The sequence below is a fragment of the Leuconostoc rapi genome (genome assembly GCF_016908715.1).
GTDB lineage: Bacteria > Bacillota > Bacilli > Lactobacillales > Lactobacillaceae > Leuconostoc > Leuconostoc rapi.
The window spans coordinates 331,930-346,452 of the sequence record NZ_JAFBEK010000001.1; the positions used below are offsets into that span (position 1 = coordinate 331,930).

Genomic DNA, 14,523 nt, shown 5'->3' on the forward strand with positions numbered 1-14,523 from the left:
AGCATGTCAACATTTTTATTAGAAATTGGTTTAGAAGAAATGCCAGCGCATTTGGTCACAAGTTCGGAAGCGCAATTAATTGAACGGGCCACGACTTTTTTGGCAGAACATCGTTTATCTGTGAGTGAGATCAAGCCATTTTCAACACCACGTCGCCTTGCTGTCCAATTGATTGATGTTGCTTTAGAATCTGAAGCGCTATCTGAAGAAAAGCGTGGACCAGCAATTAATCGTGCAAAAGACGATCATGGTGCTTGGTCGAAAGCAGCTCAGGGATTTGCTCGAGGTCAAGGTGCGACCCCTGAAGATTTTGAAGAACGTGAGGGATACGTTTGGTTAACGAAACATACGCCAGGTGAAGCAGCGGCAACGATTTTATCTAAAATCGGCGATGAAGTTGTCTCACAGATGAAATTCACGACTTATATGAAATGGGCAAACAATAGTTTCTTGTACGTTAGACCAATTCGCTGGTTGGTTGCGTTACTAGACGAAACCATTGTTGACTTTAGTATTTTAGAAGTTTCAACAGGCCGGTTCACACGTGGACATCGTTTTTTATCTCATGAACACGTTGAAATTACCCATGCTGATCGTTATGTTGACACATTGAAAGCAGCACATGTTCTAGTTGATGCTGATGTGCGTAAATCTGAAATTCGGGCACAACTTGAAGCCATTGCTACGAAAAATCACTGGCTATTACAACTTGATGCTGATGCAGCACAGGATTTATTAGAAGAAGTGAACAATATTGTGGAATGGCCAACAGCATTTTCTGGTAGTTTTGATGAAAAGTATTTAGACGTACCAGATGAGGTCTTGATGACATCAATGCGTGAACATCAACGATTTTTCTATGTTACGGATCAATCAGGCATATTGTTGCCATACTTTTTATCGGTTCGAAACGGTAATACTGAAAATCTCAGTAACGTGATTGCTGGTAATGAAAAAGTACTTGTTGCACGATTAGAAGATGCAGAATTTTTCTATCATGAAGATCAACAAAAGACAATTGCTGATAGTATGTTAAAAGTTAGAAAATTGGTTTTCCATGAAAAAATTGGCACGGTTTATGAACATATGCAGCGGGTTGGTAAATTAGCAGCAGCTCTGGCAATAAAACTTAACTTTGATGATTCAAAAAAGGCTGATCTTTCTCGTGCTGCGGAAATTTATAAATTTGATTTGATGACTGGTATGGTTGGTGAATTTGACGAATTACAGGGCGTTATGGGTGAACATTACGCTAAATTATTTGGCGAAACGCCTGCGGTGGCAGTAGCTATTAAGGAACATTACATGCCAACATCGGCTCATGGAGAGGTTGCTACGACTGATGTTGGTGCTGTGTTAGCCATTGCTGATAAATTAGATACTATCGTCACTTTTTTCTCAGCTAATCTCATGCCAACTGGTTCAAATGATCCCTATGGGTTACGACGTGCTGCGACAGGTATTGTGAGAACACTTGAAAATAAGCAATGGCATGTTGCCTTAACACCATTGCTCAATTCGTTTGTCGCTAATAGTGGTGAAGCGACTCAAGATGCTGATTTAACAGCGGTTTTGTCCTTTATTTTTGATCGTGTCCGTAAAATGGCATTAGATAATGGTGTACGCCAAGATCTCGTGTCTGCTGGCACTGCACCAGTTGGTAGTACAGATGTTGTTTACATTGCTGATCGCACGCAAACTTTAGCAAAACATGCTGATGATGTTAATTTTCGTGAAGTGATTGAATCATTGACGCGTGTCTCACGTTTAGCTGTTAAACAAGTAAGTCAAGACACGATTGATGAGACTTTGTTTGAAAATGAAGCCGAAAGAGAGCTATTCGTGGCTTCAAAATCAATTGACTTGTTGGATTTAGAAGACCAAGGAGGCGAAGCAGTTTATCGATCACTAGCTGCATTGCAAATGCCAATTGCTAAGTACTTTGATGAGACTATGGTTAACGTCGATAATCAGGAAATTAAAAATAATCGTTATGCGCAATTAAATTTGATTCATAGGCTGATTGTTGGTTTAGGTGACTTAGCACACATTGTCATTAAATAAAAAAACCAACGAACCTATAAACCCTGTTTAGATATAAAGGGTCAAGTAGATGACATGTTGTTTTAGATATGAGTTAAAATAACAGAGTATACAACACAGTAATTTTGCGTGATTTAATGTCATAAATGACTTAGATCACGCTTTTTTATGTATATTCATGATAAAATAGACTAGACAGAATAATTGAAAGTATACGCATTTTTGCGTGATAAAAAAATGACAGAGATAAATCTAGAACAACTTAAAGAACGGCAAAAACACATTCGTAATTTTTCAATCGTGGCCCACATCGATCATGGCAAATCAACCATTGCAGATCGGATTTTAGAACAGACGCACACGGTTGCTGAACGTGATATGCAAAATCAATTGTTAGATACAATGGATTTAGAACGTGAACGGGGTATTACAATTAAACTTAACGCCGTTGAAGTGCATTATGATGCACAAGATGGCGAAACCTATATTTTTCATTTGATTGACACACCAGGGCACGTTGATTTTTCTTATGAAGTGTCACGTTCATTAGCGGCTGCTGAAGGCGCTATTTTAGTTGTGGATGCGGCACAAGGTGTCGAAGCGCAAACACTTGCTAATGTATACCTGGCATTGGACAATGATTTAGAAATATTACCAGTGATTAATAAAATTGATTTACCTGCAGCGGATGCAGAAAAAGTACGTGCAGAAATTGAAGATGTTATTGGCATTGATGCATCAGAAGCGGTACTAGCATCAGCCAAAAAAGGGATTGGTATTCCTGAATTACTCGAAAGAATTGTAACAGATTTACCAGCACCAACTGGTGATTTAGAAGCGCCATTACGGGCATTAATTTTTGATTCGGCCTATGATGCTTATCGTGGTGTTGTGGTTAACATGCGGGTACGTGAAGGCATCGTGAGACCAGGTGATAAAATTAAGATGATGAATACTGGTGCTGAGTATGAAGTGAATGAAGTTGGTGTCATGTCACCGATTGCTCAAAAACGTGACTACTTAATGGCCGGTGACGTGGGCTATCTCACAGCAGCCATTAAGGATATTCATACAACACACTCGGGTGACACGATTACGTTGGTTAATAACCCGGCTAGTGAGCCTTTATCAGGCTATAAGCCAATGACACCAATGGTTTATTCCGGTCTATATCCTTCGGATAATGCTAAATATACTGATTTACGTGAAGCATTAGAAAAGCTGCAATTAAATGATGCAGCGTTAACATTTGAACCAGAAACATCACAGGCATTGGGATTTGGCTACCGTGTTGGTTTCCTCGGCTTATTACATATGGATGTTGTTCAAGAAAGGTTGGAGCGGGAGTTTGATTTGGATTTGGTCACTACTGCGCCATCGGTTACTTATCATGTTATGACTAATGATGACGAGCTAGTTGAAATTGAAAATCCATCTGAAATGCCTGAAGCCTCAAAGATTAAATATATTGAAGAACCTTATGTCGATGCCCAAATTATGGTGCCAAATGATTACGTTGGTGCGGTAATGGAATTAGCTCAACGCAAACGTGGTGAATTTGATACAATGGAATACTTAGATGAGACACGTGTCAACGTTAAATACCAAATACCTTTGTCTGAAATTATTTTTAACTTTTTTGATAAATTAAAATCAAGTACGAGAGGATATGCTTCTTTAGATTATGAAATTTCAGGATATCGTCAGTCTGATTTAGTCAAGATTGACATTTTGTTAAATTCTGAAAAAGTCGATGCGTTGAGTTTTATTGTGCACCGCGACTTTTCAATAGAACGCGGTCGCATTATTGCCTCAAAATTGAAAGAAATAATTCCACGTCAAAACTTTGAAATCCCTGTGCAAGCGGCTATTGGTGCTAAAATTTTGGCACGTACAAATATCAAGGCGTATCGTAAAGATGTGACGGCTAAAATTCACACGGGTGACCCTGATCGTCGTGCCAAATTATTGGATAAGCAAAAACGTGGTAAGGCACGTATGAAATCGGTGGGTACAGTTGAAGTACCTCAAGAGGCTTTCATGGCAGTATTGAAGACGGAGGATGACACCCAATATGCCCGAGGAAACTAATACGCCTAAAAGCTCTCGTGTAAATCGCCATTTGGAAATGCAAAAACATCAGATGACAAAGCGTACCAAAACGATGATGTATTTATCGTTTGTCATGCTTTTTTGCATTGTTGGTTTTGCGATTATGACAATTGGTTTTAACTACGATGGTGTGACACAAAAAGCGCGTGTTAAAATGGCAAAAAAAGATGCAGAAGTGACGTTGGATTTTGGTTTAACAGGGCAAATGGCAAATCATGGTTCTAACGATATTGTGCCTTTATCATCTGAAGCTTGGCAAAAAGAGATGATTGACAGTATTCGACAGGCATTTAAAACGAGTGAAAAAGTGGCTAATTATGCTACTTTTTCAGGTAAATCATATGAGAAACAGGTGGTCATGTCAGCGTTATCGAAACGATATATGACAACACTGCAACAAGATCGGGATTATCAAATTACTAAATTGTCTTTTGATAAATACCACAATGTTAAGGTGAATTATACAGTGACACCTATTAATTTGGTTAATGCACAAAGACGTGTACAAACTGTTGTCAACCAAGAACTCAAAAAAAATACTGACGAAATAGCCAATTTGAATGAATCACAGTTACGATTGGTTGAATACGCCTTAGTAGCATCAAATTGGGAGAAAGTTGTCGGGAAGAAATTACCAACGTCACCTCAAAAAAATGGTGAAATAAAGTTATTATATACTAGCCATTTTCTTAATGGTCGTTATCAAGTGACAAAAGAAACATTAAATAGTGTGTTGAACACCGGTCTGGCAGAATAGGAGAGCAAGTATGTCATTTTTTGATAAAATAAAAAATCATTGGCCATTTGGTCATAACAAAATGCACGCTATTGGTTTTGAACAGGCACTAACCATTGATGATCCAAACGTTTTTATTGAAAAAAAAATACCCCGACCAAAGCCAGGTTCTCATGAAATACTAGTAAAGGTTGTGGCAAGCGGTATTAATCCAGTTGATACAAAAATGCGTGAAAATTATCAAAATGAGGGACAATTTCGTGTTCTAGGATTTGATGCCGTTGGTGAAGTCGTAGCTATTGGTGAAGATGTCACGAAATTTTCAATTGATGACAAAGTTTACTATGCCGGTGTTCAAATTAAGCAAGGGTCGCATGCGAATTATCAAGTTGTTAATGAACTACTTGTTGGTCTTGCTCCAATTAATCTTAGCGTTGCGGAGTCTGCCGCAATGCCCTTAACTGCAATTACAGCTTTTGAAATTTTACATGATGCTTTTGGTTTTGACTTAATCGAAAACGTTGGTGTTGGTAAAACCATTTTGATTATAAATGGTGCTGGCGGTGTCGGATCGACGTTAATACAATTAGCCAAGTATTTGGGTATGACTGTGATTACAACCGCGTCACGTCTTGAATCTGTTACATGGGTTAAATCATTAGGCGCAGATTATATTTTAGATTATCATCAAGATTTACATGATCAATTGAAACAAATTAAACAAGATAAGGTTGATTATATTGCAATATTGCAAAATACCAATGCCTACTGGCCATTAGTATTGGACACAATTAGCCCCTTTGGTCGAATTGCTTCTATTGTTGAAACCAATGAACCGATTGATATGGCACCGTTAAAAAATATTGGGGCACAGTTTAGTTGGGTGTTTATGTTCGCTAAAGGCAATTATGGTGTTGATATGGCAGCACAAGGCAATGCGCTTAACGAAATTGCTGAACTATTAGACCGTGGGATTATTCATTCAACCTTGAAGAAAACTTATAACGGCTTAACAGTTGAAAGTCTCAAGCACGCAACGCAAGAAGTCGAAACAGGGCATACAATTGGCAAGGTTGTTATGACACATGAGGTTTTGATATGAATTGGCAAGCTTTAAACGTAGCGACAAAAAATGAGGCTATCGAAGCCGTTTCTGATATTCTTTTAAGAGCAGGTGCAGAAGGGGTTCAAGTGGACGACTCGGATAATGTGTCTGTTATCGCATATTATGAGGATGATGCTAATTTACCAAAGACCGTCTCATATATTGCAACAGCTTTGGACCAGTTACCACAATTTGGTATTGATGCTTCTCCAGCAACAATTTCACTCAATGGTGTTGTTCAAGCAGATTGGGAAGATAACTGGAAGCAGTATTATCATGCCCAACGTGTGACGCGTTATATCACAGTTGTGCCTTCTTGGGAAGAGTTTATACCACAACAATCAGAAGAAAAGCCAGTTATAATGGATCCTAAATTAGCTTTTGGCACAGGGACACATGAAACAACTCAGTTGATGGTTCAAGCATTAGAAACAGTTGTTCGTGGTGGTGAATCAGTGATTGACGTCGGTACAGGATCGGGTGTTTTAGCAGTTGTTGCCAAGCATTTGGGCGTTGCTTCCGTCATTGCAACAGATATTGACGAAATGTCAGTGCATGTGGCAAAAGAAAACTTGTTGCTCAATCCTGTGGCTGAGGATGTTTTAGTTGTCACGAGCGATCTTTTGGTAGATGTTCACACGCAACCTGTTGACCTCATAGTCGCTAATATTTTAGCAGATGTGATTGAACGTTTAATCCCACAAACAGTACCATTACTTAAACCAAAGGGTTATTTCTTGGTTTCGGGTATTTATGATGCGATTGCAGAACATATTGAGTCTCAGTTGCATACTCATGGTTATAAGATTATCCAAAAATCACAAATGGGTGAGTGGCATAGTTATATAGCACAACTTGAGGAGTATTAATTTATGCAACGTTATTTTTTAAAACAAGCGATCAATGATGACCAGATTGTTTTAACACATGATCAAGACGTTTTTAAACACTTTGGTAAAGTTCTCCGCGCACGCGTCGGTTCGCAAGCAGAGTTTGTGAGTCGTACAAAACAGGTTGTGGTTGGTCAGGTGATAGCCATTGATTCGGAAACAATGACCTTAGCGGTTGTATCGCACTTGAATAGTGAAGTTGAATTGCCTATCGAGGTTACGATGATTGTGTCACCGCTTAAAAATGATCGATCAGATTGGTTTGTTCAGAAAGCAACGGAACTTGGCGTTAACCGAATTATTTTTACTAATATGGCGCGTACTGTAGCGGATTGGCAAAAGCAACAATCAAAAAAAGCCATGCGTTTACAAAAAATTGCTCAAGCAGCTGCAGAACAATCGCATCGATTAATGGTGCCAATGATTGATTTTTTACCCTGGAGAGAAGTCGTTCATTTACCTAAACAAGCTGGTATTGTTGCTTGGGAAGAATCTGCGCGGCATGGCGAGGTTGCAACATTGGTTAAAGTTATAAATCAGCTACCTAAGGCGGCGTCTGTTCATATTTTGTTAGGTCCTGAAGGTGGCCTAACGTCATCAGAAATTGATTTATTAATTGAGAATGGCTATCAAGCAGCCGGATTAGGCCCACGCATTTTGCGTGCAGAAACAGCGCCGCTTTACGTTTTGTCAGCAATTAGCGTCTTGCGTGAATTAAATGAATAGTTTATAATAAATTAATGAGATAATTTGTGATTATATCCAAAGTTTGACTTTAAAGGGTGGTTGTTTATGAAAAAAGCTTTTAAAAAATATTATGGGTATCAATGGCTCATAGCGCTCCTTCTTGGACTAGTCTTACCATTTGTTGGCAAACAATTGGGTTGGCGAGAAATTAATCAAGTGATTTGGCTATATCTTATTATTAATAGTATTTACACGCTTTATATCGGATATGAAGTTCGTAAACGTGGCTACTCACTATTGATACTTTTTCTTGTACCAATTATCTTTTCTATTGTAACCACATTATGGCTGAATCTCGTACCAACACAATATGGCGTGTATTTCGGTCTATTATACGTTGTCTTAAGTTTGTTCACCTTCTTTGGTGATACACGTGACGACCCAGATGAAAACCTTATTCCGGTTGAAAATGGATTTCATGTTGCGGAAACACCTGTTGACAAAGATTTCCCTGTATCAGTAGATGGCGGGTTTCGGTCTTAGGTGAAAGCGCACCATAGAATGACTATGATATTATTATGAAATGCGCGATGATTCGCGCTTTTTCTGTTATAATTATAAGAGGTATTTTTACATGAATATACATTTATCGGCTTTTAAGCACCACGTGTTCTTAAAATGGAGGAAAATTAATTGATCACAGTTTCAGAAATGAGTTTCAGCTTTGCTGGACCTAAATTATATCAAGATGTTAACTTGAAGTTGACACCTGGTAATACCTATGGCATTATTGGCGCCAATGGTGCAGGTAAATCAACCTTTTTAAAATTATTGCAAGGCGAGTTACAGCCAACGGAAGGCGTTATTGCAATTGGTGATGGTGAACGCCTGTCATCGTTACAACAAGATCATTTTGCTTTTGATGCCTTTACAGTATTGGATACTGTTGTTCAAGGTCATAAACGTTTGTATGAAGTTAAAACAGAAATGGACGCTATCTATGCTAAGCCAGACTTTAGTGATGAAGATGGCGTACGCGTGGCGGATCTAGGTGCAGAATTTGAAGAACTTGATGGTTGGAACGCTGAAGTTGAAGCGGGACAATTGTTGAGCAAATTAGGTATACCAGATACCATGCAAGATACGGTTATGGGTGAATTAACCGAAAACGATAAAGTCAAGGTATTGTTGGCACAAGCATTATTTGGTAACCCCGATATCTTGGTATTAGACGAACCAACAAACGGGCTTGATGTGCAAACAATTAATTGGCTTGAAGATTTCTTGGCAGACTTTCCTAACCTCGTGATTGTTGTGTCGCATGATCGTCACTTCTTAAATGCTGTGTCAACTAACATTTTGGATGTTGATTTTGGCAAGATTACACCGTTTGTTGGTAATTACGATTTTTGGCGTGAGTCGTCTGAATTAGCACAACGTCTGGCTTCACAACAAAATTCTAAAAAAGAAGAACAGATTAAACAATTACAAGAATTCGTTGCACGTTTTTCAGCCAATGCATCAAAGTCAAAACAGGCAACGGCTCGTAAGAAGCAGCTCGATAAAATCACACTAGATGATATTAAACCTTCTTCACGAAAGTATCCGTTTATTAATTTCCCTTTGAATCGCGATATGGGAAATGATATGCTTCGTGTTGAAAATGTTTCAAAATCAATTGATGGTGAAAAAGTATTGGATAACATTTCGTTTATTGGCCGTCCAGGTGATAAAATTGCAATTTTGTCTCGTTCTGACCTCGCCACGACAACTTTGATGCAAATTATTGCTGGCACTTTGACCCCAGATACGGGGACAGTAAGTTGGGGCGTTACAACATCACAATCTTACATTGCTAAAGATTTAAATGATAACTTTGAAAACCAAGAGGCAACAATTTTAGATTGGTTGCGTGATTTTGCTGAAGAGGAACAAAAAGATAATACAAGTTTGCGTGGTATGTTAGGGCAGCTTTTGTTCCGTGGAGATGACTCTTTGAAACAAATCAAAGTATTATCTGGTGGCGAAAAAGTACGTATTACTTTGGCTAAAATGATGTTGTTAAAAGCCAATGTTTTATTGATGGATGATCCTACTAATCATTTAGATCTTGAGTCAATCCAATCGTTAAATGATGCAGTTGTGAACTTTAAAGGTGGTATTGTGATGACATCACACGATCACGAGTTCCTAGGAACGACAGCTAACCATGTGATTGAGGTATCTGCTAAAGGTGCTGTGGATCGCGTGGATACAAGCTATGATGAATTTATTTCAACTGAAAGTATTCAAGAAAAAGTGAAAGAACTTTATTAATATTTTTTACGATACCAATTAAGGGGGCGTCTAAGGACGCTTTTTTGCATGGTATAATAAACGCAGAGGAGAAATGTAATCATGACAATTGGTATTGATAAAATAGCCTTTTACACACCTAATTATGTACTTGACCTTGTGGCACTAGCTAAAGCACGTGGAGATGAGCCGGACAAATATACAATTGGTATCGGGCAAGATCATCAGGCAGTTGTACCTAATTTTGAAGATGTTGTGACAATGGGTGCCAATGCCGCTGCTAAAATCATAACCCATGAGGACCGTGATGCGATTGATGAAGTTATCTTTGCAACAGAATCGGGTATTGATAATTCTAAATCAGGTGCGTTATATATTCAACAATTATTACAATTATCTGAATTCATTCGAACGATTGAAGTGAAGCAAGCGTGCTATGCTGGTACCTATGCTTTAATGCAGGCACGTGATTACGTTGCGACGCATCCAGGCAGACGTGTCCTAGTCATCGCATCTGATATTGCACGTTACGGATTAGAAACATCTGGTGAAGTGACTCAAGGCGCTGGTGCAGTGGCTATGATTGTATCAGAAAATCCAAAGATTGCATCAATTAATAACGATTCAGTTTATATGAGTCGACAGGTATCTGATTTTTGGCGTCCGATTGATCGTGAAGAAGCTTTAGTTGATGGTCATCTGTCGACAGCTATTTATAAAGAAATGTTTTTATTGTTGTGGCAACGTTATAAACAGCAAAATCATCTCCAAATCAATCAGTTTGCGGGATTTGCTTTCCACTTACCCTATACGAAAATGGGTAAAAAAGCGCTAGACCAGATTATGTCGGAGGCAACAGCGCAACAACAACAACGTTTAGCACTAAATTTAACAGCTAGTCAAAGGTTTAGTCGGGAAGTTGGCAATCTATATACAGGGTCAGTTTATCTAAGCCTATTGTCACTGCTCAGTCATGCCGCAAACTTAAAGGCTGGTGAAAAATTAGCTATCTTTAGTTATGGATCAGGCGCTGAGGCAGAACTTTACTCAGTGACACTCCAACCTGGTTTTGAGAATTATGTACCGGCTAAATTAACACAAGATATGTTGTTGAAGCGTCAGACGCTTAGTGTTGGTGAGTATGAGGTATTTTTCAAGGCACAACACTTTAATTCACACATCGACACAAAAACCGATGCCATTACTAGAAGCAAGACATTTCAATTTTTAGGATGGCAAGATGGCGAGCGTCTCTATCAATAGATGCTGAAAAAATAATGGCACTTCGATGCTATCTATTGTATAATATTTAAATAACTTTTAAAGAGGAAAAAAATGGCCAAAGCAGTTGTAACAGTTATCGGAAAAGACAAACCAGGGATTATTGCTGGTGTATCTCGTACATTAGCCGAGCATGATATTAACATTCTGGACGTGTCACAGACAATCATGTCTGATATTTTCACAATGAGTATGCTAGTTAATTTGGAAAAATTGGACGAAGAATTTAATAAGTTGCAAAACGATTTAAATCATCTAGGAAAGCAATTAAACGTTGAAATTCACACGCAACGTGAAGAAATCTTTGATGCAATGAGTCGCGTTTGACTAACCTGCGTGCATTAAAAAGCCATGCTATATTTTTATTATCGTTGATACTATGGCGTTTGTGTTAGACAAATAAAAACTGGAGAAATTATGGAAACCAATCAAATAACTGAAACAATCAATATGGTTGCCGAAGAGCATTTGGATATTCGCACTGTTACGATGGGAATTTCACTGCTCGATACAATAGCTGGCACCCCACAGGAGACGGCTAAAAATATTTATCAAAAGATTACCACTTATGCTAAGGATTTAGTTAAAGTGGCGCAACAAATAGAACGTGAATTTGGCATTCCAATTACTAATAAACGCATTAGTGTGACGCCTATTGCTTTGATTGCTGGAAAAGCCAGCCCTGATGATATGTTATATTATGCCCATGCGTTAGATGATGCAGCAAAGGCAGTCGGTGTTGATTTTATAGGGGGCTATTCGGCACTTGTCCAAAAAGGATTTGCAAATGGCGATTTGTCGCTCATTAAATCATTGCCACGTGTTTTAACAGAAACTGATCTTGTGATGTCAAGCATCAATATCGGTTCGACAAAAGCAGGTATTAATTTAGATGCAATTAAATTAATGGGCGAAACGATAAAAGCGATTACTGACAAATCAGACACTGCGAATGCAAAATTAGTTGTGTTTGCAAATGCAGTAGAGGACAATCCCTTTATGGCTGGCGCTTTTCATGGTGTTAGTGAGGCAGATGTCGTTATTAACGTCGGCGTTTCTGGTCCTGGTGTTGTTAAACGCGCACTTGAAAAGGTCAAGGGCGAACCCATTCAAATTGTTGCCGAAACAGTTAAGAAAACGGCTTTCAAAATTACACGCGTTGGTCAAATGGTTGGGTCGTTGGCTGCTGAACGTTTGGGTGTTGAATTTGGTATTGTCGACTTAAGTCTAGCACCAACGCCTGCTCGTGGCGATTCAGTTGCCGAAGTCTTAGAAGAAATTGGCCTTGAAATGGTTGGTACACATGGGACAACGGCAGCACTGATGTTGCTAAATGATGCTGTTAAAAAAGGTGGTGTAATGGCATCACAACGTGTTGGCGGCTTGTCAGGTGCATTTATTCCAGTTTCCGAGGATGCTGGCATGATTGATGCTGTTAAAGCTGGCGTATTATCATTGGCTAAGTTAGAGGCAATGACAGCGGTTTGTTCTGTTGGTCTTGATATGATCGCAATTCCTGGAGAAACGGATGCGACAACGATTGCTGCCATGATTGCTGATGAAGCAGCTATTGGTGTGCAAAATAATAAAACAACTGCAGTAAGGATTTTACCAACCAATGGAACAAAAGTTGGCGACATCGTAGACTACGGTGGCTTATTGGGGACTGCACCGGTGATGCCAGTTGTTCAAAAATCAAGTGCTGATTTTATCAATCGAGGTGGTCATATTCCGGCACCTATTCATTCATTTAAGAATTAAAAAAAACCTCAGGTTTTTCTGATGTGTACCGAAAGTTAAAGTAACTTCCGAGTACCTGTCATTCACTGAGGTTTTTTTAATTCTTAATTTGTTTTTGATATTTTGATTGTTCAATCGGTTGACGATTATTAGAGGTTGCCTGACCAGCCATGATGGCAATATAACCAATTAAAATAACAATAATAAGCGCAGCAACAACACGTGCTGGGTGATAAAAAAAGTTTCTTACATGACCTGATAAGCTTAGTCGCTCGTCATCAGGAAGGCTCTCTGTCATTGCTGATTCTAGCGCGTAAGCAAAGCTGTCGTAATCAACTGCTTTAGCAGATGATTCGTAAGGTACAATCGCAATTTCACGTGTATCAGACATTTTAAACTGTGCAGGCTTTGTATCATGTGCATCACGGTTTGTTAAAATATTTGTACGAAAAGTCGCAATGGCGTGTAATGCTTTACCTCGTAATAATGACAAGTTATTGTGTATTTGTTCTAATGGGGTTTGTACAGGAATTTTCATAATCTTACTCCTTTATGACTTTAAGTTAACACTTCTAGTTAGTCTTCTACTTTATATCATATCTGAAAATGTTATGTTTGTGTGCATGTTTGCCTGATCATAACTAAATTAAAGTCTTCTTAATTTTTGTCAGATGGAAATGAGCGCGTATAATAGAATTATGATAACAAAAGAGCAAAAATTGTATCGTATCTATCTAGCTTCAGAACGTCAATATTCACCATTGACGTTGAAGGCTTATTTGTCAGATATTGATGAATTTATCAGTTTTTTAACTCAAAATGGTGGATTTACAAATTTTAAAGCAGTACAGTCGCTTGATGTTCGCGTATATTTAAATGATTTGTACGAACGTCATTTAGCTCGTACAACAATTTCGCGAAAAATTAGTAGCTTGCGGATGTTTTATCAATTTATGATTGCTAATCAGTTTGTGATTGATAATCCCTTTGAAAATATTGCCTTGCGTAAGCATCAAAATCACTTGCCAGAATTTTTCTACGAAACAGAAATGACAACTTTGTTTGACATGGCATATAATCAAGAGGATAAGCTTTGGCAACGAAATGCTGCTTTACTGGAGTTTTTGTATGCAACGGGTGCACGAGTCACTGAAATCGCGACACTCACGATTTCCCAATTAGATTTTTCGCAACGTTTAGTATTGATTCATGGTAAAGGAAATAAGGATAGATACGTACCGTTTGGTCATTTTGCTGCACAAGCTCTGACGCAATATTTAAAAGAGACACGAGCGGATTTAACTGCTAAGCAACTTACGCCGCATCAGATTGTCTTTGTCAATCATCGCGGTGAACCAATTACAGCAGCTGGTATAACATATATTTTAAATCAGCTGATGCAACGTTCAGAACTGACTGGGAAAATACATCCACATATGTTGCGGCATACATTTGCGACACACTTGCTCAATAATGGTGCAGACATGCGAACCGTTCAAGAACTATTGGGTCACGTGAATTTGTCGACAACTCAGATGTATACGCACGTGACGCGTGAAAATCTGCAAAAAAATTATCAAAATTTTTTCCCACGTGCCAAAAAAAAGCTGTAAACGCTTAACATTGATAACATT

Annotated in this window: 13 protein-coding genes; 12 read left to right on the plus strand and 1 reads right to left on the minus strand. The window is 38.5% G+C overall.

Annotation, left to right across the window (positions count from 1 at the left end; genetic code table 11):
* Window positions 1-3: 3 nt before the first annotated feature.
* The 11 genes from glyS (at window position 4) to JOD28_RS01575 (ending at window position 12,910) form a co-directional block, all read left to right on the plus strand.
* Window positions 4-2,064, plus strand: a complete 2,061-nt coding sequence (gene glyS / locus JOD28_RS01525) for a glycine--tRNA ligase subunit beta (protein ID WP_204769153.1) — start codon at window positions 4-6, stop codon at window positions 2,062-2,064.
* Between the two features lie 216 nt (window positions 2,065-2,280).
* Entirely contained in the window at window positions 2,281-4,134 is a 1,854-nt protein-coding gene (gene lepA / locus JOD28_RS01530; protein ID WP_239531024.1) for a translation elongation factor 4, read from the plus strand.
* Complete coding sequence (locus JOD28_RS01535) at window positions 4,118-4,912, plus strand: GTP-binding protein LepA (RefSeq protein WP_204769154.1); 795 nt, start codon at window positions 4,118-4,120, stop codon at window positions 4,910-4,912. The genes lepA and JOD28_RS01535 overlap by 17 nt, the downstream gene beginning before the upstream one ends.
* A gap of 10 nt (window positions 4,913-4,922) precedes the next feature.
* Window positions 4,923-5,993: a zinc-binding alcohol dehydrogenase family protein gene (locus tag JOD28_RS01540; protein ID WP_204769155.1), complete on the plus strand. Its 1,071-nt coding sequence runs from the start codon at window positions 4,923-4,925 to the stop codon at window positions 5,991-5,993.
* Window positions 5,990-6,865, plus strand: coding sequence for a 50S ribosomal protein L11 methyltransferase (prmA, locus tag JOD28_RS01545; protein ID WP_204769156.1), 876 nt, complete (start codon window positions 5,990-5,992; stop codon window positions 6,863-6,865). Before JOD28_RS01540 ends, prmA begins: the two co-directional genes overlap by 4 nt.
* A 3-nt stretch (window positions 6,866-6,868) precedes the next feature.
* Window positions 6,869-7,612, plus strand: coding sequence for an RsmE family RNA methyltransferase (locus JOD28_RS01550; RefSeq protein WP_204769157.1), 744 nt, complete (start codon window positions 6,869-6,871; stop codon window positions 7,610-7,612).
* A 66-nt stretch (window positions 7,613-7,678) separates the two neighbouring features.
* A complete protein-coding gene (locus JOD28_RS01555; protein ID WP_204769158.1) occupies window positions 7,679-8,116 on the plus strand; it encodes a hypothetical protein in 438 nt (145 codons plus the stop codon).
* Between the two features lie 150 nt (window positions 8,117-8,266).
* On the plus strand, window positions 8,267-9,889 hold the full coding sequence (locus tag JOD28_RS01560) for an ABC-F family ATP-binding cassette domain-containing protein (RefSeq protein ID WP_204769159.1): 1,623 nt from the start codon (window positions 8,267-8,269) through the stop codon (window positions 9,887-9,889).
* An 81-nt stretch (window positions 9,890-9,970) separates the two neighbouring features.
* Complete coding sequence (locus tag JOD28_RS01565) at window positions 9,971-11,131, plus strand: hydroxymethylglutaryl-CoA synthase (RefSeq protein WP_204769160.1); 1,161 nt, start codon at window positions 9,971-9,973, stop codon at window positions 11,129-11,131.
* Window positions 11,132-11,203: 72 nt separating this feature from the next.
* Window positions 11,204-11,476, plus strand: coding sequence for an ACT domain-containing protein (locus JOD28_RS01570; RefSeq protein ID WP_204769161.1), 273 nt, complete (start codon window positions 11,204-11,206; stop codon window positions 11,474-11,476).
* Window positions 11,477-11,566: 90 nt separating this feature from the next.
* On the plus strand, window positions 11,567-12,910 hold the full coding sequence (locus JOD28_RS01575) for a PFL family protein (protein ID WP_204769162.1): 1,344 nt from the start codon (window positions 11,567-11,569) through the stop codon (window positions 12,908-12,910).
* Window positions 12,911-12,986: 76 nt separating this feature from the next.
* Here JOD28_RS01575 and JOD28_RS01580 read toward each other — a convergent pair whose 3' ends face one another.
* Complete coding sequence (locus tag JOD28_RS01580; protein ID WP_204769163.1) at window positions 12,987-13,427, minus strand: hypothetical protein; 441 nt, start codon at window positions 13,425-13,427, stop codon at window positions 12,987-12,989.
* 160 nt (window positions 13,428-13,587) lie between these two features.
* Here JOD28_RS01580 and xerC point away from each other — a divergent pair, with 160 nt between their 5' ends.
* Window positions 13,588-14,502: a tyrosine recombinase XerC gene (gene xerC / locus JOD28_RS01585; RefSeq protein WP_204769164.1), complete on the plus strand. Its 915-nt coding sequence runs from the start codon at window positions 13,588-13,590 to the stop codon at window positions 14,500-14,502.
* The last annotated feature ends 21 nt before the right edge of the window (window positions 14,503-14,523 follow it).